Source organism: Providencia sp. PROV150, from assembly GCF_028481025.1.
Lineage (GTDB): Bacteria > Pseudomonadota > Gammaproteobacteria > Enterobacterales > Enterobacteriaceae > Providencia > Providencia hangzhouensis.
In genome coordinates this window covers 64992-88330 of the sequence record NZ_JAMPPJ010000021.1, presented here as the reverse complement: position 1 = coordinate 88330, position 23339 = coordinate 64992, and the positions used below count along the sequence as shown (strand labels likewise).

At 39.5% G+C, this 23339-nt stretch carries 17 protein-coding genes and 1 pseudogene; 8 read left to right on the top strand and 10 right to left on the bottom strand.

Annotation, left to right across the window (positions count from 1 at the left end):
• Positions 1–9 precede the first annotated feature (9 nt).
• The 3 genes from fabG to PSE83_RS14295 form a co-directional block, all read right to left on the bottom strand.
• On the bottom strand, positions 10–747 hold the full coding sequence (gene fabG / locus PSE83_RS14305) for a 3-oxoacyl-ACP reductase FabG (RefSeq protein ID WP_096864443.1): 738 nt from the start codon (positions 745–747) through the stop codon (positions 10–12).
• Positions 748–773: 26 nt separating this feature from the next.
• The gene (locus PSE83_RS14300; RefSeq protein WP_004259380.1) at positions 774–2342 is read right to left on the bottom strand and encodes an acyl CoA:acetate/3-ketoacid CoA transferase; all 1569 of its coding nucleotides are present in this window, start codon (positions 2340–2342) and stop codon (positions 774–776) included.
• Positions 2343–2409: 67 nt separating this feature from the next.
• A complete protein-coding gene (locus tag PSE83_RS14295) occupies positions 2410–3927 on the bottom strand; it encodes a class I adenylate-forming enzyme family protein (protein ID WP_004259384.1) in 1518 nt (505 codons plus the stop codon).
• 497 nt (positions 3928–4424) lie between these two features.
• Here PSE83_RS14295 and yghU point away from each other — a divergent pair, with 497 nt between their 5' ends.
• The 3 genes from yghU to drt3b all read left to right on the top strand — a co-directional run bounded on the left by yghU (position 4425) and on the right by drt3b (position 8664).
• Complete coding sequence (gene yghU / locus PSE83_RS14290) at positions 4425–5285, top strand: glutathione-dependent disulfide-bond oxidoreductase (protein WP_272660948.1); 861 nt, start codon at positions 4425–4427, stop codon at positions 5283–5285.
• Positions 5286–5549: 264 nt separating this feature from the next.
• Positions 5550–6731, top strand: coding sequence for an antiviral reverse transcriptase Drt3a (drt3a, locus tag PSE83_RS14285; RefSeq protein ID WP_196725361.1), 1182 nt, complete (start codon positions 5550–5552; stop codon positions 6729–6731).
• Complete coding sequence (gene drt3b / locus PSE83_RS14280; RefSeq protein ID WP_196725360.1) at positions 6724–8664, top strand: antiviral reverse transcriptase Drt3b; 1941 nt, start codon at positions 6724–6726, stop codon at positions 8662–8664. Before drt3a ends, drt3b begins: the two co-directional genes overlap by 8 nt.
• Before the next feature lie 412 nt (positions 8665–9076).
• On the opposite strand, the gene PSE83_RS14275 is transcribed toward drt3b, so the two are convergent.
• From PSE83_RS14275 to PSE83_RS14265, 3 genes are all read right to left on the bottom strand, one after another.
• Complete coding sequence (locus PSE83_RS14275) at positions 9077–10732, bottom strand: ABC transporter permease (RefSeq protein WP_272660947.1); 1656 nt, start codon at positions 10730–10732, stop codon at positions 9077–9079.
• A gap of 72 nt (positions 10733–10804) precedes the next feature.
• A complete protein-coding gene (locus PSE83_RS14270; protein WP_094962380.1) occupies positions 10805–11785 on the bottom strand; it encodes an ABC transporter substrate-binding protein in 981 nt (326 codons plus the stop codon).
• A 14-nt stretch (positions 11786–11799) separates the two neighbouring features.
• Entirely contained in the window at positions 11800–12537 is a 738-nt protein-coding gene (locus tag PSE83_RS14265) for an ABC transporter ATP-binding protein (protein WP_432807058.1), read from the bottom strand.
• 199 nt (positions 12538–12736) lie between these two features.
• On the opposite strand from PSE83_RS14265, the gene PSE83_RS14260 reads away from it, so the two are divergent.
• Entirely contained in the window at positions 12737–13465 is a 729-nt protein-coding gene (locus PSE83_RS14260; RefSeq protein WP_272660946.1) for a hypothetical protein, read from the top strand.
• Positions 13466–13556: 91 nt separating this feature from the next.
• On the opposite strand, the gene PSE83_RS14255 is transcribed toward PSE83_RS14260, so the two are convergent.
• Positions 13557–15257 carry a lysophospholipid acyltransferase family protein gene (locus tag PSE83_RS14255; RefSeq protein ID WP_272660945.1) on the bottom strand — a complete coding sequence of 567 codons (1701 nt, stop codon included), beginning with the start codon at positions 15255–15257 and terminating at the stop codon, positions 13557–13559.
• Positions 15258–15837: 580 nt separating this feature from the next.
• Here PSE83_RS14255 and PSE83_RS14250 point away from each other — a divergent pair.
• The 4 genes from PSE83_RS14250 to PSE83_RS14235 all read left to right on the top strand — a co-directional run bounded on the left by PSE83_RS14250 (position 15838) and on the right by PSE83_RS14235 (position 20898).
• Complete coding sequence (locus tag PSE83_RS14250; RefSeq protein ID WP_004259445.1) at positions 15838–17244, top strand: cytochrome-c peroxidase; 1407 nt, start codon at positions 15838–15840, stop codon at positions 17242–17244.
• Between the two features lie 307 nt (positions 17245–17551).
• The gene (locus tag PSE83_RS14245; RefSeq protein ID WP_004259450.1) at positions 17552–18823 is read left to right on the top strand and encodes a nucleoside permease; all 1272 of its coding nucleotides are present in this window, start codon (positions 17552–17554) and stop codon (positions 18821–18823) included.
• Positions 18824–18908: 85 nt separating this feature from the next.
• Complete coding sequence (locus PSE83_RS14240; RefSeq protein WP_272660944.1) at positions 18909–19928, top strand: ADP-ribosylglycohydrolase family protein; 1020 nt, start codon at positions 18909–18911, stop codon at positions 19926–19928.
• Entirely contained in the window at positions 19915–20898 is a 984-nt protein-coding gene (locus tag PSE83_RS14235; RefSeq protein ID WP_272660943.1) for a PfkB family carbohydrate kinase, read from the top strand. Before PSE83_RS14240 ends, PSE83_RS14235 begins: the two co-directional genes overlap by 14 nt.
• 31 nt (positions 20899–20929) lie before the next feature.
• Here PSE83_RS14235 and PSE83_RS14230 read toward each other — a convergent pair whose 3' ends face one another.
• The 3 genes and pseudogenes from PSE83_RS14230 to PSE83_RS14220 form a co-directional block, all read right to left on the bottom strand.
• Entirely contained in the window at positions 20930–21676 is a 747-nt protein-coding gene (locus PSE83_RS14230; protein ID WP_004259463.1) for a GntR family transcriptional regulator, read from the bottom strand.
• A gap of 109 nt (positions 21677–21785) precedes the next feature.
• Positions 21786–22424, bottom strand: a pseudogene (dmsD, locus tag PSE83_RS14225) (Tat proofreading chaperone DmsD).
• Between the two features lie 63 nt (positions 22425–22487).
• Positions 22488–23339 carry a DmsC/YnfH family molybdoenzyme membrane anchor subunit gene (locus tag PSE83_RS14220; protein ID WP_094962375.1) on the bottom strand — a complete coding sequence of 284 codons (852 nt, stop codon included), beginning with the start codon at positions 23337–23339 and terminating at the stop codon, positions 22488–22490.

Here is a 23339-nt window from a genome sequence, read left to right as displayed (position 1 = left end):
TATTTCCCCCTATAACACCATTCCGCCGCCAACATTGATTACTTCGCCATTGATATAACGCGCTTTATCAGAGGCTAAAAATGCAACACATTGGCCAACATCGCGCGGATCTCCTGCAAAACCCGCAGGTATCTTGCTGATCATGATGTCCCACACTTTTTCAGGCACACCACGGGTCATATCCGTATCAATAAACCCTGGGCAAATCGCATTGACTGTGACCCCTTTACGGGCGAGTTCACGACAAGCCGTTTTAGTCAGGCCAATAACCCCAGCTTTGGATGCGGCATAGTTGGCTTGCCCAACATTCCCAAGCCAACTTGCCGAGGAAATATTGACAATTCGGCCATTTCCTTGTTCACGCATTAGCTTTGCCGCCTCTTGCATGCAGTTAAATGTCCCTTTCAGATTGATATCAATCACTTTGTCCCAATCATCTTCCGTTAATTTATGCAGCATGCCATCTCGGTTGATCCCCGCATTATTTACCAGTACATCAATCGCCCCAAAATGCGCTAATGCGTTAGAAAATAAGGCATTTACCTCTTCACGTTTGGCAATGTCACAAGGAATGAAAATGGCTTGATGGCCTTGCTCTTGTAGCTGTTTTGCACTTTCTTCACCTGATGACATGGCTAAATCAGAAATAACGACTTTTGCCCCTTCTTCCGCAAGTACCTGAGCAATCGCAAAACCAATACCTCTTGCAGAACCCGTCACAATGGCGACTTTATCTTTTACTAACATGGATAAATTCCTCTTTAATATTGAAACTACAAATACGAAACCAGTCCAAAAGGCGCTTCTTCAAATAGTGAAGAAGACATCACTTTCAAATCAGGAGAAATTTCAGGTACGAAGTCCATATGGGCAAGAATGTCACGCTCTAGGTCAATACCGGGGGCAATTTCAACCAGTACCGGGGTTTTTCCCCCTAAAGTGAACACCGCACGTTCCGTGACAAAATGCATGGTTTGGTTAATATTTCGCGCGACATCCGCATTCCATGAAATTTGCCGTACTTGGTTAACTAACTTTCTAATATCCCCTTCCCGCACAATATTTAATTGCCCATTTTCACAACGAATATCTAACCCTTTTGCTGTGAACGTTGAGCAAAACACCACGTGTCGAGCATTTTGGGTAATATCAATAAACCCACCTGCACCAGGGCAAATATTGCCTAACAACGTCGCATTGACATGGCCACTGGCATCCATTTCCCCTGCGCCCATATACGTGATATCAACGCCTGCACCGTTGTAGTACAACATTTGGTCTTGGTGACTAATCATCGCTGACAGGTTACGGCCTATGCCAAAATCAATACCGCCTGCTTGGACGCCCCCCCAAATCCCTGACTCCACGGTGATATCGACGCGCTTGGTTGCATTTTCTTCCTGAATAATTGAGCCAATAACATCGTTTGGAATACCCGTTCCTAAGTTAATCACGCAGTTTTCGTATAGATAACGACATGCAATTCGCCCAATCAATTTGCGAATATCTAAAGGTAATGGCGTAGTTTGTTGGATAGGCGTGCGAATATCACCGCATAGCGTTGGGTCAAAAAACCAGCTCGAGGACTGGCGATGGTCTTCTTCAGGGTTATCACACACGACAATGTGGTCAATAAAGCTCGCGGGAACAGTGATACGCTTGGGATGTAAAGTCCCTTCTTCAACGCAATACTTCACTTGTGCAATCACTTTGGCACCAAAGCGTTTAGCCGCCAGTACCGCATGCAAGACCTCTAGGGCCATGGCTTCTTCATCGGTGGTGAGGTTGCCTTTACTATCAGCGTGAGTTCCTCTGATCACCACCACATCTAAGGGAATTTCTGGGTACCATAACCATTCTTCCCCTTTGAAATTCACTTTTTCAACCAAAGGGGGAAGTACCAACGTTTTAGCGTTCATCCTACCGCCTTCAAGGTCAGGGTCGATAAATGTTCCTAACCCTACTTTGGATAAGCGCCCCGGTAAGCCTGCGGCCATTGCACCATATAAATGCACCATTTGCCCTTGAGGGAGGCAATATGCTTCAACTTGGTTGTCATTAATCATTTGCATCCATCGAGGTGCTAGCCCCCAATGGGAACCAATAATCCGTTTCACCATCCCTTCATGGGCAAAGTGTTGATTCCCTCGAATACGGTTACATTGCCCAGCTGCATGAACCAGTGTTAATTGATTTGGTGTTCCCTCGGATAAAAAGCGTTGCTCAATTGCTGATAAAATAGATTCAGCAGCACTGGTTAATGTCATTCCCACAGTACAAATCGTATCGCCATTATTAATTAATTTAGCGGCATCTTGTTTAGAAATAAATTTATTATTCATGATAAAACCTACCTGAAGGCTAATATTTCATAGCCCCTTTTTGATTAATTAAAAACTAATTTATATTTTAGTTATTTAAAGAGTAATATCGTAATTTCAAATCTTTCTTGCTTATTTTCCCATTCCAAGTTCTAGGGAAGTTACGCGTAAACATAATTCTTACTGGAACTTTATACGTTGGCACCCTATCTTTTAACCACTCAATAATTTCTTTACTGGTTAAACACACTTGATTCTCAGGAATAATAAATGCAATGGGTTCTTCACCATAAATTGTGCTTTCAATTGGAATAACAGCGACCTCATTAACTCCTGGATAATTAGAAATTAAATCCTCGACTTCAATAGAATATATTTTTTCACCACCACGGTTAATCATATCTTTAATTCTATCTTGAATATAAAGAAAACCATCATCATCCATATAGCCAATATCCCCTGTGAAAAACCAACCATCATTAAATGATGTGGTATTCGCAGGGCTATCCGGCCAATAACGTTGGATAACAACATCTCCCTTAACCCAAATATTACCTGTGTAGTTCGCGGGAAGATTTTCACCTTTATCACTACGTATGGTCACCTGTAACCCAGGGACTGGTGTACCAGAGCTAGACTTCTTATCGCTATAACGAATATCTTCACGAAATACGGTTGCTGGCGAAGAGGTTTCAGTCAAACCATAAATAGAATGAATAGATGTTTTAGCAAATATATAAGAAAGCTCTTTAATCGTACCTTCATTTAAATGCCCTGCACCACAAGCAATCATTTTTAATGAATTAAATCTTTCTAGGTTAATGCTTTTATTTTCTTTTATTTTTTGAATTAACAATATAAATACTGTTGGAGAACCATGTAAGAATGTGATTTTTTCTTTTGCAATTGTTGAAATAATATCTTTTGCATTGAATTTTTTATGAAGATAAATCGTCCCACCAATATGGATAAATAACGCCAAAATAGCAGAGAGCCCCGTAATATGATAAATCGGTACTGCTAAAATTGTTTTATCGTGTTCAGATAGCTTTAATGTTTCCTGATAGGCATATACTGCAGACAATATATTTTTATGCGTGATCACCGCACCTTTTGGCGCCCCTGTTGTACCCGAGGTAAATATTATAACAGCTGGGTCTTCTTCATTAACTTGGTTAATAAAATTAATTTCATCCGTGAGTACTACATTACGCCACTGAGAAAGACTCATCCCTTTTGCACTGAGCTGTGCTAACCATGGTTGATATGTATCATCCCAAAAAACAGCATCTGCATTAATACAAGATAAATGCTCTTTACCTTCAAACTCTTTCATTTTGGTACTCAAAGGAATTACCTGAATACCCAGACCTACCGCGGCATAAAATAATTGGCAAAACTCAATCGTATTTCCCCAGCCAAGTACAATTCGATCGCCTTTTTTCAACTGCACGGTGGTTGTTAGCCACAACATTGTTTGGTTTACTTTCACAAGTAATTGGTGATAACTCCAACTTTGCTCTTCAAATACAATCGCAACAGCGTCTGGCTGCACTTTTGCTCTCTGTAATAAGCTTTGGTAGATGTTTGAATTTGGCGCAAACATGGACACACTCCGATACCGCTGAATATGACTGATATGCTATCAATGTATAAAATACACTCCGATAAATTAGTGCCAATCTTCACAAATTATTCACACCCTTTTTTTATTTGAATTAGTGATCTGCACAATTCGATTGTTAACAAATTTTTAACTTAAGTCTCATTTTAAGCTCTGGTTTTTATTGCAAATGAACATATTTACCTTTTGTTATTATCAAGCCATCTCAAAAAACATATAAATTCCTATGAATAGCTCGGTCATCATTGTGCGTATATACAATTACTCATAAACCCAAAAATAGTTTAGAACTAATAATTAACTCTTTCGTTTATCCCCTATGTGTTCTTGCACTCTGTGCTATTTATCCTACCCACCAAAGCAAATATGATAAAAACAGTGGAGAATTCACGACAGATTGCTACAGTGGGGGGCCTTTATAATTAAAGAATTGATGAGAAAATAATCGCCACCTTTGAAAATGGTTAAGGAGATAACTCATGGCAAACACCCCCTATATTCCCCCGAGAGTCTGGCAATGGGAGCAAGGTAATGGCGGAAAGTTCGCCAATATTAATCGCCCAATTTCTGGTGCAACTCACGAAAAATCTTTACCTATAGGTAAGCACCCACTACAGCTATATTCATTAGGAACTCCCAACGGACAAAAAGTCACTATCATGTTAGAGGAGCTGTTAGCCCTTGGCATTAAAGAGGCTGAATACGACGCTTGGTTAATTAATATTGGTGAAGGCGACCAATTTAGTTCGGGTTTTGTTGAAATTAACCCTAACTCAAAAATACCTGCTTTAGTCGATAGAAGCAGTAAGGAGCCTATCCGAGTATTTGAATCGGGTTCTATTCTGACCTATTTAGCTGAAAAATTTTCTGCTTTTTTACCCACAACTCAACCAGAACGCGCTGAAACCTTATCATGGCTATTCTGGCAAATGGGTTCAGCACCTTTTGCAGGTGGCGGTTTTGGGCATTTTTATGCCTACGCCCCTGAAAAATTTGAATACCCTATTAACCGCTTTGCGATGGAAACTAAGCGTCAATTAGATGTATTAGACAAGCGTTTAGCAGAACACAAATATGTCGCAGGCCAGAACTATAGTATTGCAGATATCGCTATCTGGCCATGGTATGGCGCTTTAGTGAAAGGTTGGCTTTATGATGCTGCAGAATTTTTATCTGTCCATGAATATAAAAATGTTATTCGTTGGGCTGATGAAATCTATGCACGCCCAGCGGTACAGCGCGGCCGCCGTGTTAATCGTTTAACGGGTAATGAATGGGAAAAAGTTTTTGAAAGGCATAGTACAGAAGATATTGATCAAATTTTAAATCTTAAACCGTAAGCTGTCCAATAAAGCGTACCTTCTATAGTACGCTTTATTTATCATTACATTACGTTCTTATATGGACTATCCATAGCCTTCGCTCCTTAAAATTTAAACATTCTATATAATCAGTTCTAGCCCTCATTTCTTATTATTATTTTGCAAAAAACCTTTTTGTTTAATAGCAATTCTGTACTTTAATATGTTATGGTTTTCATAGTATTAAGTTATTTTATAAATTCATACTTATATGTATATGTTTTTTATTTTGGTAAAACTACAATGTTAAAGCAAGTTTTTAATAAAGAGCAACTTTCCAAGGTTATTTCATCAACAGATGTATGGGGATGGGACTTATTGTCCAAATTTAACGACGTTGACTCCGCATTAGATCATACAATTAAATATTGGAAAATCAATGATCTAAATTTATCTCCTATTACAACAAAAGTAGTCAATGGGAAAACTGTTTTTACACCAAGCCGTGTTGAAGATGCATTAGCTATAAAATTGCTCGATAGATTCGTAAGAAGAATATATAAAATTAGGCAGTCTGATCGTAATAGAATTGTAAAACAAGTGATAACATTACTAAAAGATTCAGGTGACTACCATGTACTTAGACTTGATATTAAAAATTGCTATGAAAGCATTAGCTTCAAAAAAATTATTGCTAAGTTTCAAGATGATCTTATTTTGTCTCCGGACAGTCTAAAGTTATTAAATAATATTAATCAACAGTTAGAAAATAGCTTTGGATTTAGTGGATTACCTAGAGGTTTGTCAATAAGCCCCACCCTTGCGGAGCTATACCTAGAAAAACTAGATAGAAAAACCGCATCAAATAATGATGTAATTTATAGTGCCAGATATGTCGATGATATCATATTAATCACAACAGACCGTAAGAAAACAGGTCTAGAAGATTATCTTAATAAGGCTCTTATCGAAATGGGGCTTGAACTCAACCAAAATGTAACGAAAAAATTTTCAGGCTCCTCTCATAATGCCAGCTTTGATTATTTAGGGTACTCGCTCAAAGTTACACAAAAAGTAAATAGCCCAAATCAGGTTGATGTTACTATTTCTAAATCAAAAATAAAAAAAATCAAGTCTAGAATTCTAAAATCACTATATGAAAATAAGAAAAATAAAGATATAGCTCTATTGAAACGAAGGATTGAGTTCTTAAGTTTACTAAAAACTGTTAAAAAAGGTAAAAATGGAGACTTATTAGCAGGAATAGCTCATAACTATCAATATTCTACTGATAGTTTTGAATGTTTAAAATGTTTAGATGGATTTCTTATAAATCAACTAAACAATCCAAGATTTAGTTTAACTCCATTAGAAATAAATAAGTTAAAGAAGATATCATTTTATGGAAACGTAAAAAAAAGTAACACTGGTAAATTTACAAGAAAACAAACCGCAAAAATAATGCAGATTTGGAAAAATGCCTAAAATAGTTAAAGTTAATACTAAAGATAAGTATAGAGCATTATTAACTGATGTTCTACCTTATGAGCTACCACTATGGTACTCTAATTTTACGATGTATGAGAGACTCCGTAATTCAGAACATTACAACTCTTATGCTACTATATCCGGGATTAAATTCGAAAATAGCTCAGGAAGCTATATACCTCTAGACTATTTAATTAGTCGCGGGGGAAATAAATCTTCTCGTTCAATATCTATAATGCACCCAGCTGCTCAGCTAAAAGTATGTAAGTTTTATGAAGAATATGGGGATCTTATAGAATACTACTGTACTAAATCTAAACATTCACTAAGATATCCATACAGAAAAACCACCAAATTTTATGGCAAAACCCAACAGAGTTCGAAAGTTACTGATGGGGTTGAAGGTGAACATGAAGACCGCATTGTTTCAAGTTCCTATTTTAAATATAAAACATACCCTTTCTTATATCGTTTTTTTGAATCATACGAATACCATAGACTTGAGAAAAAATTTCATAGTATGCTACAAGTTGATGTATCCAAATGTTTTCCAAGCATTTACACTCATTCTATTGGTTGGGCTGTGAAAAATAAGCGCCTAGCTAAAGCTAAAACTAAAGGTAGCTTTGATAGTGAATTCGATAATTTAATGCAATTAACAAATTATCGAGAAACTAATGGGATCCTTATAGGCCCGGAAGTTAGTAGGATATTTTCTGAAGTTATATTACAGAGAATAGACCTAAATTTAATAGATAAAATGCATGAACAGGGCTATACAGTCTCAAAGGATTATGATTTTAGAAGATACGTTGATGATTATTTTATTTTCTATCGCTCAGAAGAAGTTAAACAAGTCATTGAGAAAAAACTGGAGATTTGCCTACTTGATTATAAAATGTATTTAAATGAAGCAAAAAAAACAATAGCCTCAAGGCCATTTGCCACTGAAATTTCATTAACCAAGCACTCTTTAAGAAAAACTGTAAGCGAGTTTTACTCATCACGATACAATAACTTAGCCGAATCAGATGATAATTCCATAGTTATGCTTCATAGACCTGATGCAAAAGCTAATAGGACAATATCCGAGATAAAAATGGCGCTAGCTAATTATAAAATAGAATATAGCTCCATATCAAATTACTTATTTAGTGCTATTACTAAAAAAATTCATTCTTACATAGCTAAATTATCAAATATTGATACACTAGAAGAGCATCATATAAATTGGCTTCTTGTTGACTTAGATGTCTTATTTTTTGTTCATGCTATGGATATTAGAATTAGACCAACGGATAGGCTTGCTAGGCTTATCAGTGAATTGACAGATCATGTATCAAATTGGTCAAAACCTCACTTTGATACAATAAATAAAAAAATATTTGACCATGTTAAACAAGCTATAAACATTTACATAGATCACTCTAACGATATTATTGGCCTAGAAACTCTAAATTTATTGATGATACTGACAATGTTGCCTGATGAGTATCAACTTCCCGCCAATAAGCTAGAAGAATATATCAATTCTTTAAGTGTTAATTCAGAAACTAACGATTTTTATTTTCGTTGGGTTACTTTTATGCTTTATGTTGGCTCCAAAGCTCAGTATCAAGAAATTCACGATAAGTTAATTAATTTGGCTGAGGATTATTTACTTAATCACGAAGATATGTTTATAAGCACAGAGTATTTTATCTTCTATTTTGATTATCTTGCATGCCCTTATATTGATGAATCTCGTCGACAATCAATAATGGATAAGGTCAAAAAAATAACTTTTGATACCAAGAAAAAACCTGTATCATTCAAATTAATACATCATGGAAAAATAGTCCTCAAAAATGATTTTGTAGTAGCTTGGCGTGATCCTGATTATTTAAAAGCTACCCTAGAGAAAAAAGAGTATATTTTTTCATATAATTAAATTTATGTCGTCTGCCTCCGTAGGTTTTCTGCATTCATTTAGGCAATCAAACAGTTAACTCATGGTCAACACGTAGTTTAATGTTAGTTTACTTAGATGTTTGTACGGGTTGCAAGTAATTGTGACCACACACACGATAGGAGGTGGACGGCGCCCCATTCTATGGAAAATATTTATTCTGAATTAGTTAATTTACATATAAGTGACTAAATATAATGTGGGAATATTTATAGCTTCATTTACCTCGTTTCAATATCTAGTAAAATAGAACACAAGTCGTTAGAGATAAAGTGTTAGACATATAATCAGTACACGATGCGAGTGATATAAGTTAGGAACCACTCTTAATCCACTGAATTATAAAATAGTACAAGGTAGGTTAGTGAGTGCTTACCCTGTGCTACTCTATATGTCATCGACTATAACGCCCCTGCACCCACTGTGCGCATAACATCAAGCTCAAACTAATCAGCACGGCTAAACACGCCATCGCCATGCCACTACCAATTGAACCTTGCTCAAATTGACGCCATACAAAAATTGAAACCGTTTGCATACCGGCTGGGGCGAGTAATAGCGAAGAAACTAATTCACGCGAGGCCACGGCAAACACTAACATCATGGCAGCGACAAGGCTCGGTAAGACTAATGGAAACAAGATCAAACGCAGCGCTGTCATCGCAGATGCGCCATGCACTCGAGCAGCATCCGCTAAACTGCCACCGATTTGTGTTAATGCCGCGCTGCAATAGCGAACGGGGTAAGGCAATAACAAACAGCTATAGGCAAGCAATAAAATACCCCATGTATGATAAGGCGTTATTGGCCAAAAAGGTTGGTTCCACGCGAGGATCATCCCGACCGCTATCACTATTCCCGGAATAGAGATCGGTAACAAAGACAGCGCATCAATCATCACGGCACCGCGAATGCGCTGAGAAACCACCAGCCAAGCACAGAGAAAACCGAGTACACCAGTAAAAATAGCAGTTAACGTCGCCAGAGAGAGGCTCGTCCATAATGCAGACAATGCTTCAGTTTGTGAGCCAATTAACCCAGAAAAATGCCTGAATGTTAAGTTATCCCACGCCAGACCACCGGATACCGTTGAAGAAAATGCCGTGCCAAACATCGCTAACAATGGCATTCCTACCGCAAGAAATGCGGTTAAAGCAAATAGCCCAACGACTGGCCAGCGCCAGTAGCCAAGTGAGCGAGTCACCACTTCTGCCGCTTTTCCTGTTGTGGTAGCCACGTTTTTCCCTGACACAATAGAACGCTGTAATGTATAAGCAAAAATCGCCACACTGGCCAAAATCAACGATAATGAGGCCGCGCCGGGTAAATCAATCGGCCAATCCGCCAAACGCTGCTCAATATCTGTGGTTAAAACACGAATACCATTCGAGGCACCAATGGCGGCAGGAATGCCATATTCTTCAATCGCCAAAGTAAAAATCAGCAATAACCCCGCCGCAATAGAGGGTAACGATAATGGAAGCGTCACTCTGAAAAAGGCATTCCAAGGAGAAGCCCCATGCACACGAGCCACATCGGCAAGTCGGTTACCATTCGCTGCCATGCTTTTCGACACCGCAAAATACAGAACTGGGAAGAGGTTTAGCGCCATAATCCCCATCATTCCACCCAGTGAGAAAATCGCACTTCCGGGGCTCACACCAAATAGCTGTTGGGAATAACCATTAGGTTGTAACGTAAGCATCCACGATAATCCAGCAATATAAGGTGGGATTAAAAAAGGAATAAGAAACAGTAGATCCCAACCTTTGGCGAAAGGGATATTAAACAGCCCGCGTAATGCCCCTAACGGAATAGCGATAATGGCGCTGATTGCTGCAACGCCTGTGCCTAGTGATAATGTATTTTGCAGTAATGATGGAAGCTCTGGCTCGTTGAGTAGCTGAATGATAGGCTCTAGCGGCTGGACAAACTGCCCTTGCCCTAATTGTGGGAAAATAGCCTGCAATACAATAAAGCATAATGGGATCACCACTAAAACCACTAATGTGGCCATCACCAAAAGCGGTAGAAAACGCGTTTTTGTCATTGAATACAACACTCCTGCTGGGCAGACAATCTACCCAGCGGTTTGCTAATTAATATGCTTACAAAACCAGCCTTAACGGAATAAAGCGCTTAAACGAGAGAGAACTTCGCCGCGCTCAGCGTTGTCTGTCGCAGCTTCTGGCAACAATTTGAGTGTTGAAAAATCAGGGCGTTTACCTGCAATATCTGCCCTAGCAGGCATTAGCCATGCATTAGCCACAATTTCTTGCCCTTCTGGCGATAGTACATAGTCGATAAATGCTTTAGCTTGGTCAGGCTGCTTAGAACTTTTTAAAATCATCATTGGGCGCGGAGCAATCGCAGTGCCACTACTAGGGAAAATCACTTCAATCGATTCTCCGTTCGCGATGCTACCATAAGCAACATAATCAACCGCACCAAAAACCGCCGCTTTAGCGCCTTGTAATACAGGAGTCAAGGCTTGAGCATTCGGCCCTGAAATCACCATACCATTGGCTTTCAAATCAGAAAATAGTGTCCATGCGGCTTCTTTTTTCGCATTCTGTAACCCTAAAACTAAGTCTAATGACGCGCCAGAAAGTGCGGGATCAGGCATTGTGACTTTATCTTTAAACTCGGGTTGGGCTAAATCTTGCCAATCTGTTGGTTTTGGGGTACCACTTTGGTTATTCCACACAATACCCAGTGCAGAGATCCCTTGCGCCACATAGTATGGCGTTTTAAAACGCTCAGGAACTTGCTGGGCATTTGGGCTTTCATAAGGTAGTAACCAACCTTTTTGTTGCAGATCAACCGCGGTATCCCATGATGCGGAAATCAATACATCCGCACGCGGGTTCGCCTGTTCCGCTTCCAGCCTCGCCATCACTTTTCCGGTTGTCGCTTGGAAAACATCTACTTTGGTACCCGTTTGTTTTTCAAACCCTGCGGCAAGCTGTTTTGCCATGGCGCCTGGGCCTGCGGTATACACGGTAATCGCTTGGGTTGAAACAGAAAATAGTGCACAGGAAAGGCCAAGGCTCATGGTAATACCCTTTAGTGAAAATCCGTTCTTTGATAGTAAATTTCGCATAACAATCTCTCTATTTATAGTGTCGTCAAACTGTCAATATTACCGTTTCGCATATGGGCGATTTGGTGTGCTAATACATGGGCTTCCGTAGGGTCGTGAGTGACATACACTGCAGTGATCCCCAAGGTTCGCAATAACTGAGCCATTTCCTCACACAGAGATTGGCGCAACGCGATATCGAGGTTTGACAGGGGCTCGTCGAATAACAAAATTTCAGGTTCAGCGATAATAGCGCGAGCAAGAGCCACACGTTGTTGTTGCCCGCCTGACAAATCGGCAGGTTTCCGTTTGGCGAAATCAGCCAGCCCTACGCGTTCTAAAGCTTGCATCACACGTTGCTGTATTTCTAGGCTGCCAATACCTCGCATCCGTAAAGGAAAGGCAACATTTTGGGATACAGTCATATGCGGCCACAGCGCATAATCTTGAAAAACCATGCCGAGGTTGCGTTTTTCTGGGGGGATAAGGTGATGTGAGCTCGCCACAAGCTGTTCGCCAAAATAAATAGTGCCATCAGTTGGTTGTAATAAACCCGCTAACAATTTCAGTAATGTGCTTTTACCACAGCCTGAAGGGCCTAATAGCGCAAGAACGGTGCCTTTGGTTACTGTTAAATTAATACCATTGAGCACATATTGATGTGAAAATGCCTGAGATAAATTTTGTATTGAGATCATCTGTAAGCTGCTCGCTTCTTGCTTAGGAGGCAAAAAGACCGAGCACTCACTCGATGAAGAGAGAGTGTTTTGCATGTTCATTGTTATCCTCTTTGGGACTTAATCGTTATCAATGATGCTACGGCTTGAATACGTCAAATTGATGACAGTTTTGTGGCTAATTAATTTCAAATTCAATTGAAAAATAATTACCAAATGAAATGAGAACAAAAAAACAGAAATTAATATAATTTATGTTAATTTAAATCTAACCTTCACGATAAAGAGAAAGACAATGTTACGAATAAAACAAATCATAAAGCTATTATCTGAAATGACCCCATTTGCACCCTACACATATAAAAGCAAATCAGATAGAAAAATAAATAAGTTTAACTTAATCCTTATGTATCCTTTGATTATTTCTTTCATTTTACTTGCTGCTCTTATTTTTTCTTATAAAACAGATGGTTATTTCAATGGTTCAATCACACTATACTTCATATACCTATTCTATATAATCTGTAATATACTCGGCATCATCATAATGTTCTTACCAACTATACAAATGGCCTTATATCTTTTAAATTGGAAAAAAGAAACTTCAAATGAATTTATCTACGAAATTGATCATGATGAAGAATATGCAAAAAAATTAATTATTTACCAAGAGGAAGAACTTCTTTATGCGAGCTTTTGGTTACAACAAAAAATTAATCGTTTGAATTCAAGAGTAAGTGGTTTTTTCGGTGAAAAAACAGCTATTTTATCACTTTTAGGTTTATGCTATTCCGCTGTCCACCTATCCATTGGGTTTGATAAACTAGGAAAAGCTCTGACTAATGGGGCATTAACTTCTGATATAACAAGTCTATCTATTATGCTTGGATTAGGTTTATTGTTCGGCCTTTCATTAGGTGCTTTAATGCTAAAAAAAATAGCTAATCATAAAATATATTTAAAAGAAATTGTTGAGCTTGCCATTAGGCTTAAAAAGGACAGCTCAAATAATATCCATCTATAAGTTATATAAGTGAATAAGCAAAGCCACTAATCCGATAGTTTTAATCTAGTGGCTCTACTAAATAATTCCCAAATAAAATAGTCACTTTATTTTACTGATGAACACCAATATATCTTTGATAACGTGCTGGCTTTAATTTAGTTAAATCCACCAGCACCAACCCGTCGATGCAATCGTTAAACGCGGGGTCTGTACCGAAATCCATAAACTGTACGCCGCCGGGTTCGCATAATTCGGTATATTGCTTATAAAGCGTTGGAATCGAACAGCCAATGTTATTGAGTAAGCTTTTCAATTTAACCAAATCTTCATGGTAATTGTCCCCTGAAAATTGGGCTAATACCTGTGGCAAAGAAGCTGGGTACGGCTGATGTGACTGTGCAATGCTGTGTGGCGCTGAAAAATAGAGCCGATAAAAAGTAATCAGTAAATCACGTGCCGCAATTGGCATTGAGCCAGAAATAGATACAGGACCAAAAAGATAACGATAGTGTGGATATTTTGCCAAATACGCGCCAATACCTAACCATAAGTAATCTAAACCCCGTTTTCCCCAATATTTGGGCTGAATAAAACTCCGACCAAGCTCAATACCTTGCGCTAATATTGGCATCATGGCTTGGTCATAGTGAAATAAGCTAGAGCTATAAATACCCTCAAGGCCTTTGGTCTCAATTTGCTTTTTAGTCGGTATAAACCGATAAGCGCCAACAATATCAAGTTCGCTTTCATCCCATAAAACCAGATGATAATAATCGTCATCATAGCTGTCTAAATCACGGCGCTTACCTGAACCTTCCCCTACCGCACGAAATGCAATTTCGCGTAATCGGCCAATTTCTCGTAAGATCGGCGACCTTACCTCTTGGTTTCGGTGATAAAGGTAAATCGCTTTCCCATCAGGAGAAGTTCCTAGCTGCTCACAGGCCAGTAACGCTTTTTTTAATTCAATTCTGTCTTCCGGTAAAGCAATTGGCGATTCACTGGTAAATAGCCCTTCCTTACCTTTACCCAACAAATAGACATGGCGACGAAAGCGCCCTGCTAGCTCATGAGCCGCCGTATGACCATCATGCCAATGAATAAATGGGATACTGCCACCAATACGAATTTTTAGCCTTTTTCCTCGCTGTTTAAACATTTCCCTGACTAACATTAAAGTAGATAACGGCTTGCAAACTAACGAAGTTAAATAGAATAAATGGCTATTACGCCCTTGAATATGGATGGGGACGATAGGCGCTCTAGCCTTTGCGGCTAAACGCAAAAAACCTGTACGCCAGTGGCCATCACAAACCCCTTTGCGACCAAATCGAGAGACTTCCCCCGCAGGAAACACAATTAATGCCCCTTGTTTATCCAAATGCTGTTGCATGGCTTCAACTTGTTGTCGACTAGTTCGGTTATTCATATTATCCACTGAAATAAATAAGCTTTTTAGTGGTTCTATATAATTGAGAAACTGATTTGCCACTATTTTTACATCAGGACGAACGGCAGCAACCACACGTAATAATGCAAGGCCATCGAGTGAACCTATCGGATGGTTAGCAACTAAGACAACAGGTCCTTGAGTCGGAATATTTTCTAAGTCACCCTCAACCATTTCACTAGAAATATCAAAGAACTCCATGATTTGTTCAATAAGATCCAAGCCCTTTAAGTGCGGATAATCTTGAGCAAATTGGTGAAATTCCTGTTCAAACAAAAGCTTTTTTAATAAGCGACGTTTCCATTTGCCTGGTGTTTGATGAGGAAAAATATCGTGCAGCAGGGTATCGACACTAAACATAATGCTATCTCCTAACTGAGTTACGACGAACTTAAGTCAGATTCATAACAACAATATGTTTATTTTATGACAAAATGGTGAAAGTACAAAAATGATGATGTAGATCATTACTTTTGATTTGCCAATATTATGGTTATCTAAAATCAATAATTTCCAGGAATGTTGCTTTCTTAAATAATTTATATTTTACTTATTTTGTAATATGCATTTAGTCCACAACAATTAAAAAGGTAAAAACTAAACTTTTCGATTAGTTTTACTTAATTTATTTTAATAATTAAGAATTATTCATTTATAAATACCCACCTATTAAATTGAACTAAAAACCTATTGCAGCAAGATTAATTTGAAACAATATCCTTTAAATTCAATCTAATAAAATTTAATCATCAGCTTATTTTTTTAACTATTATTTCATTGATAGGTAAATCTTATTTAAACAATCGCTTAAACCGATGGCCATCATTGATAAAAATCAAGAACCTCTCGGACTTATTTATCCATCATAGTCCGGCTGTAGAATTATATTAATTAAAAAATATTTAAATATATTTGACCGCAATCTTTCAAGGATAGTGTAATGAAAAAACTTACTCGCATTACGGTCGCTGTCATATTTTTGCTTTTACTCGGTTATTTTGGGTTATCTGGATATGTGTGGTATCACGATAATCAACGAAGAGAAAATAATGACATTCAGACATCTAAAATTGCAGAAAATAATCAAGTCCTCCAATTCTTTGCCGAAAAGGGATGCGATTACTGTCACACACCGTCAACTGATTTACCTGCCTACGCATCATTCCCCATTGCTAAGCAACTGATGGAATACGATATTCAGCTAGGTTATAAGTCATTCAACCTTGAGGCAGCTCGCGCTGCACTCATCGCAGGAGAACCTGTACCACAAAGTGAATTAAATAAAATTGAGTGGGTTATGCAGAACCACACCATGCCTCCAACACGTTATGTTGCACTTCATTGGGCCAGTAGTGTCAGTGATGAAGAACGTAATAACCTATTGAATTGGATAGCTAAACAGCGGGAAGAGCACTATGCCAGCCAAGATACCGCCGCTGAACATCGCAACGAACCAATTCAACCAATTCCAAAATCACTGGATGTTGATGATGCAAAAGTCGCATTAGGTTTCCGCTTGTATCATGATGCACGCCTGTCAGGGGATAGCACAATTTCTTGTGCACACTGCCACGCACTCAATGCAGGTGGTGTTGATGGCCGTAAAACATCAATTGGTGTTGGTGGCGCAGTAGGCCCAATCAATGCGCCAACGGTGTTTAACTCTGTATTTAATGTCGAGCAATTTTGGGATGGTAGAGCACCTGATTTACAAGCCCAAGCCGGTGGCCCACCATTAAATCCTATCGAAATGGCATCAAAGTCATGGGATGAAATCATTGAAAAATTGGATAAAGACCCTGTCTTAAAACAAGATTTTAATGCGGTTTACCCAGAAGGTTTTACGGGTGACACCATCACCGATGCGATTGCAGAGTTCGAAAAAACCTTAATCACTCCAGACTCTCCGTTTGATAATTGGTTAAGAGGTGACAAAACTGCATTAACCGCACAGCAGCTCCATGGTTATCAGTTATTTAAAGAGAACAAATGTGCAACCTGCCATGGTGGCGTGATCTTAGGTGGTCGTTCCTTCGAACCTCTGGGCCTGAAAAAAGACTATGAGTTCGGTGAAATCACTGCTCAAGATATTGGTCGTATGAATGTCACCTCTGATGAGCGCGATAAGTTACGCCAAAAAGTCCCAACACTACGTAATGTCGAGCTAACCGCACCGTATTTCCACCGCGGCGATGTAGCAACCTTAGATGAAGCAGTGAAACTGATGCTGCGTTATCAAGTGGGTAAAGAACTGCCACAAAAAGATGTCGATGATATTGTTGCCTTCCTTAAGAGTTTAACAGGGGTATATACACCCTATGTGCAACAAAGTGAGTCACAACAGTAAATATCAATAGCTGATTGATATAAAAAACTAATAGCACCGTTCAAATAATAACGGTGCTATTTTTTATATAACACTGCCGTATAAGCTACCTACAACCCTGACTTGACCTGTATTCACAGCAATTCACATTATCGAACACCTCTTCCTCACTGCGTTATTACTTAAAAAGTTTCTGTTTCCTATTCATACGAAACAATGTTATCTAGCTCAAAGTTTTTATCAAATGGTATTTAAAAGGTATTATTAAATGGTATTGTTGTTTGCGTACCCTACAATACCTATAATTAGCCGTATAAAGGAATGAAAGATGAAAAAAACGACAGCAAAACTCTCATTCATGATGTTCATTGAATGGTTTATATGGGGAGCTTGGTTTGTTCCCTTATGGCTATTTTTGAATAAAAGTGGCTTTACCCCTTCTCAAATAGCATGGTCTTACGCCTGTACAGCCATTGCTGCAATTATCTCTCCGATCCTTGTAGGATCAATTACTGACCGATTTTTTGCTGCACAAAAAGTCCTGGCGGTACTGATGTTTGCAGGGGCAGTTTTTATGTTTTTCGCAGCTCAACAAACTGAATTTTCTAGCTTTTTCCCTCTACTATTAGCGTATGCACTGACTTACATGCCAACCATTGCGCTCACCAATAGTATTGCTTTTTCCAATGTGGAAGATGTGGAACGTGATTACCCTCGTATTCGTGTAATGGGGACTATCGGCTGGATTGCATCGGGTATTGCATGTGGTTTTTTACCTTCCATGATGGGCTTTGGTGATATTTCTGCGACCAATATTCCACTCTTAGTGACAGCCGCTAGCTCGGCTTTACTGGGCTTTTTTACCTATTTCTTGCCAGACACCCCACCAAAAGGAACAGGCAAAATGAGTATTAAAGTCATGCTTGGATTGGATGCCATTGTACTATTAAGAGACCGTAATTTCTTAGTATTTTTCGTGTGCTCATTCCTCTTCGCCATGCCTTTAGCCTTTTACTATATTTTTGCTAACGGCTACCTTACTGAAGTTGGGATGAAAAATGCCACGGGGTGGATGACCTTAGGGCAATTCTCCGAAATCTTTTTTATGCTTGCTTTGCCCTTCTTTACCAAACGTTTTGGTATCAAAAAGGTATTACTTCTTGGTTTAATCACTGCGGCTATCCGTTATGCTTTCTTTATCTATGGTGATGCAGACCACTTATTTACCTATGGATTACTCTTCCTCGGTATTTTATTACACGGAGTTAGCTACGATTTTTACTATGTCACTGCATATATTTATGTCGACAAAAAGACCCCTGTACATATGCGAACAGCGGCTCAAGGCTTAATTACGCTCTGTTGCCAAGGCTTTGGTAGCTTACTGGGTTATAGCCTAGGAGGCCAAATGATGGAAAAACTTTTTTCTTACGGTGAACCTGTCAACGGCCAGACCTTTAACTGGGCCGGTATGTGGGGCTTCGGCGCTGCCATGATCGTCGTAATCACGATTGTCTTCATGTTAATGTTTAAAGAATCGAGTCGTGATATTCAAGAAATTGATATTAATAAAAGTGGCGTAAAACCCACATCCAATTAGTCAAGCAATCATTAATTAAACGCCTTTATTAACCAACAACCAACACATGAAGGCGCTGTTTTTAGCCAAAATTGAAGGAATTATAATGAACAAAGAGAACCGTATTTTAGGCACGTTTTATGGCCAAGCCTTAGGTGATGCAATGGGAATGCCTTCTGAATTATGGCCTCGCTCTCGTGTTAAAGCACATTTTGGTTGGATAGACCGCTTCTTACCTGGGCCAAAAGAAAATAATGCAGCTTGCTACTTCAATACGGCAGAATTTACAGATGATACCTCAATGGCCCTCGCTCTTGCGGATGCGATTATAGAATGTTGTGGCAAAGTAAACCCTGAACTTATTGGACGTAATATTCTAAAATGGGCAGAGCAATTTGATGCCTTTAACAAAAATGTCCTAGGGCCAACCTCTAAAATTGCATTAAATGCAATAAAACAAGGGACTCCAATTTCTCAGTTAGAAAATAACGGCATGACAAATGGTGCCGCAATGCGAGTTTCCCCACTCGGTTGTTTACTGCCAACTCATTCTATTAATGAATTTATTGATGAAATTACACTCGCCTCATCGCCAACTCATAAATCGGATGTAGCAATTGCAGGTGCGGTCGCTATCGCTTGGGCAATATCTAAAGCGATAGATGGCGAAAATTGGTCGCAAATTCGCGACCAATTACCCGCTATTGCGAAATTAGCACAAGAAAAACACGTCACAACCTTTAGCCCATCAATAGCTGCACGTATTGAACTTGCTTTACACACGGTGAAAAACACAATTGGCACCGAGCAAGCAATGGAACAGCTTTATCAACTCGTTGGCGCTGGTACTAGCACCATTGAGTCAGTTCCTGCCGCCATTGCTATGGTTGAATTAGCGAAAACCGATCCCAACCGCTGTGCCATTCTGTGTGCTAATTTAGGGGGAGATACCGATACCATAGGGGCAATGGCCACCGCCATTTGTGGCGCACTGCATGGCATTGATGCCATCGACAAACAACTTAAAAAACAATTAGATGATGTGAATCAACTTGATTTTACACAGTATAGCCAAGCCTTTATGGCATTGAGAACTGCAAGAGAAAAAGCTTATGAAAACCGCTGAACTTATTGCCCATCTTCCATTACAAGCAGAACATCGTCCTGTCTGCCTGATTGGCGCAGCCGTTATTGATGTGATTGCAGATGCGTATTCACTGCCTTATCGCGGAAGTGACATCGAATTGCACCAACAAAGTGTCAATATCGGTGGATGTGCTCTGAATATTGCTGTGGCCTTGCAACGCCTTGGTATCCAATCACTCAATGCATTACCTATTGGGCAAGGTGTGTGGGCAGATATCATCCGCAACCAACTCAATAAAAAAGGTGTGAGTTCAGTTATAGAAACGAATAAAGGTGATAATGGCTGGTGTTTAGCCTTAGTCGAACCCGATGGAGAAAGGACATTTCTTTCAATTAGCGGTGTGGAAAACCAGTGGGAACGCCATACATTAGATGATTTACCAATTACATCTAACACCATTATCTATCTTTCTGGCTACCAATTAGCAGCAAAATGTGGCGAAACTCTGCTTTCATGGCTGGAATCACTCTCCGATAACGTCACTTTATTTATTGATTTTGGCCCTCGGATCGCCGACCTTTCGAAAACACAATTATTACGATTGATGGCTTTAAAACCTATCATTTCATTGAACCGTCAAGAAGTCGAACATATCGTCACGCTGTTCCCTGATATCGCACACCAAGGAATGGATACAGAAGCATTAGCCAATATTTGGCATTCTCAATTTTTAGTTCCCGTGATTGTTAGAGTCGACAAAGAAGGCGCGTTCTTTCAAGAAAGTTGTCGTTCATCAGGCTGGGTGGCACCATTTAAAACTACCGTTGTCGATACCATTGGTGCAGGGGATAACCATGCAGGAGGCGTGATTGCTGCATTGGCGTCCGGCTGGGCACTACAAGATGCCGTATTACTTGGAAATGCTGTCGCATCCTATGTTGTTAGCCATCGAGGAGGTGATTGTGCGCCTTCGTCTGAGCAACTCGCCGCGTATTTACAGCAATATTAATCATCAGAATAAAAAGAGGTCATCCCTCTTTTTATTCTTCAGATACAAATACATACATATCACTACGACATTGATTGAAACTGTATTCAATAGGGACATTTTTATGGTCGAAAGCCACCTGCTTAATCACTAAAACAGGCACGGTCTTTTCTAATTTAATGTGCGTTTGAAAGTCTTCATCTGGCATTCGAGCACTTACCTTGCTCTTTGTTCGCGTAGGATAAATATTTTGGCTGCGGAAATAATCGTACAAAGATAAACCAATATCGTCTACGTCACCAATCAGCCCAATAGGAACATATGATTCCTCAATAGAGACAGGCTGCTCATCCACGTAACGAATGCGTTTTAACATAAATACATCACTATTGATGGGGAGCGCTAGCGACTCTGCGACTTCCTGTGAACAAGGCACGATACTTTTATTGACCCAAAGTGTGTCTGGTTTTTTTCCAAGTAAAACAACTTGTTGTGAAAAACCCTTAGCTTCTTTGAGCGAATACTCAAACTTATCACTAATTTGGGTACCGTAGCCTTGTGACCGAATGATAACGCCTTCTTGCTCAAGTAACTCTAACGCTTTTCGAACGGTAATACGCGACACACCTGTTTGTTGACCTAACTCCCTTTCACTGGGCAGCATATCACCTTGATGTAAAACCCCTGTTCGCACGGCAAATTTCACCGTTTCAGCAAATTTTACATATAAAGGTGTATTGTCTATTTCAGCAAGACGGGTACAAAGTTGTTGGATCAAAGATAAATGCGCATCATTCATATTGAGTTAGTCACCTAAAAATCGCAGCAATAATCCATAGTACCACTATCCATAGATTAATTGCAGGCAATTGAATTAGATAAATTTATTGCCAATGAAAAACAAAATGCTACAGGGTACCATTTCCACTGAGGTACACGCTTTTCTCTAATATAGGTAAAGTTAACTGTTGTTGATATCCATCCAATGTTTCTTTTGCCAATATTGCTAATGCACGGTAAAAATCGCTGTTAGCCGAATCTATCAATACTTCGAGAAAATGTGCCGACCAAGGTAATAGATGCCAAGCGAGTAACTCTTCTAAATCAGCTCTGCGATTTTGCTCAGCGAGCCAAGCCGCTAACATCAAGATCAGCCCAAAGTGGTCTTCTGGCTCTTTTTGTGTCGTTACGGGTTCAACACCTTTGGCTCGCATCTATTGGCGCAGCTCAACGGTTGAATCACCAAAAACAATCTTTTCTTTGTCTAACCAGACTGAGCCCCAAGGAGGCGCGGGTAAAGCATAAGGCCCGATAAACAAGCGCTGCCATGCTTCACTCAGTGGTTCATTCTCCTGAGCACTGGATTGCAAAAGCTGGCTAATTTTTACTAAGGAAGGTAAAGCAAATGGCCATTCTTCATGCCAAGTTGGCTCTTGTAAAATCGAAATAATCTCTGCGTTGTTTTCATTTTCTGGTGAGAAATAAAATAAAGACCCCAGAACTCGCCCTGTCACTGCGACGTGTTCAAGAAAGCGTGCTTCTTGCATATTTGATTGTCTCTGAAGTTATCAGCGCAGGGAAACCATCTCCTGCGCTGAAAGGTTTACCAATTAAGCCACAGCCATGCCGACTGTCATGTGTAAACCATAGAATAGCCCACGACCGATAAATTCACCAATCAGTACCAGCACGGTACCAAGAAGTAAACTCAATACCGAAGGCTGATTTTGTCGCACAACAGGCAAAATCCATAGCAGCAACCCGAGACTGGTCACCACTAAACGTATCACTTGTAAAACACCAAAATCAGGGACTAAATCCACTGCTTTTTGTACAGAAGTGGCAATTAGCGCAATTTCTCCGCTTTGCAGTAGTACCGACGCGATAGTCACAATATAAGCCACGATACTAATCGCCGCTAATTTACCACTATTAAACGGAAATTTAGCCACTCGTAATAGCAAAGTGCCTAAAATTGGTCCGACAACAAACAGGGTCATAAAGAAGCCGATAGTGGTATGTGGTGTGTTCCATGTTGGCACCGTGCTTATCATATAAACTCGTGTCATTGCCCAAACAAATAACAGCCCCATCAACATGGTGATGATTAACCACACTTTATCTAACCCTGTTGGCATCTTTTTCATTGCAGATAACAGCCACCATAGGCCACCTAAAGCAAAGAAAATAGAGCCGAATAACACTTCGTTACTTAGTGATGAAGCAAATACTCTGTTCATCGAGTTAAATGCACGCATCGGTGAGCCCATATGCATCATCGATGCCAAAAATCCTAAGCCCATCAATACCCATAACGCGAACATTGCGTTCACAATGCGCTGTTTTTGTGGCTTATCATCTGTCGATAACCAAGCAAGCCCTGTCACAATCACGCCACCTGCAATACTTTGGCCTAATACCGTAAATAAAATCAGCGGCCATTCGTGTAATCCATTGCCCAT

Coding starts and splice junctions, on each gene's coding strand:
- PSE83_RS14220 (WP_094962375.1), bottom strand. CDS start 23,339: ATGGGCAATGGATTACACGAATGGCCGCTGATTTTATTTACGGTATTA.
- fabG (WP_096864443.1), bottom strand. CDS start 747: ATGTTAGTAAAAGATAAAGTCGCCATTGTGACGGGTTCTGCAAGAGGT.
- PSE83_RS14260 (WP_272660946.1), top strand. CDS start 12,737: ATGTTACGAATAAAACAAATCATAAAGCTATTATCTGAAATGACCCCA.
- PSE83_RS14250 (WP_004259445.1), top strand. CDS start 15,838: ATGAAAAAACTTACTCGCATTACGGTCGCTGTCATATTTTTGCTTTTA.
- PSE83_RS14275 (WP_272660947.1), bottom strand. CDS start 10,732: ATGACAAAAACGCGTTTTCTACCGCTTTTGGTGATGGCCACATTAGTG.
- PSE83_RS14255 (WP_272660945.1), bottom strand. CDS start 15,257: ATGTTTAGTGTCGATACCCTGCTGCACGATATTTTTCCTCATCAAACA.
- PSE83_RS14295 (WP_004259384.1), bottom strand. CDS start 3,927: ATGTTTGCGCCAAATTCAAACATCTACCAAAGCTTATTACAGAGAGCA.
- PSE83_RS14300 (WP_004259380.1), bottom strand. CDS start 2,342: ATGAATAATAAATTTATTTCTAAACAAGATGCCGCTAAATTAATTAAT.
- PSE83_RS14230 (WP_004259463.1), bottom strand. CDS start 21,676: ATGAATGATGCGCATTTATCTTTGATCCAACAACTTTGTACCCGTCTT.
- drt3b (WP_196725360.1), top strand. CDS start 6,724: ATGCCTAAAATAGTTAAAGTTAATACTAAAGATAAGTATAGAGCATTA.
- drt3a (WP_196725361.1), top strand. CDS start 5,550: ATGTTAAAGCAAGTTTTTAATAAAGAGCAACTTTCCAAGGTTATTTCA.
- yghU (WP_272660948.1), top strand. CDS start 4,425: ATGGCAAACACCCCCTATATTCCCCCGAGAGTCTGGCAATGGGAGCAA.
- PSE83_RS14270 (WP_094962380.1), bottom strand. CDS start 11,785: ATGCGAAATTTACTATCAAAGAACGGATTTTCACTAAAGGGTATTACC.
- PSE83_RS14265 (WP_432807058.1), bottom strand. CDS start 12,537: ATGCAAAACACTCTCTCTTCATCGAGTGAGTGCTCGGTCTTTTTGCCT.
- PSE83_RS14235 (WP_272660943.1), top strand. CDS start 19,915: ATGAAAACCGCTGAACTTATTGCCCATCTTCCATTACAAGCAGAACAT.
- PSE83_RS14240 (WP_272660944.1), top strand. CDS start 18,909: ATGAACAAAGAGAACCGTATTTTAGGCACGTTTTATGGCCAAGCCTTA.
- PSE83_RS14245 (WP_004259450.1), top strand. CDS start 17,552: ATGAAAAAAACGACAGCAAAACTCTCATTCATGATGTTCATTGAATGG.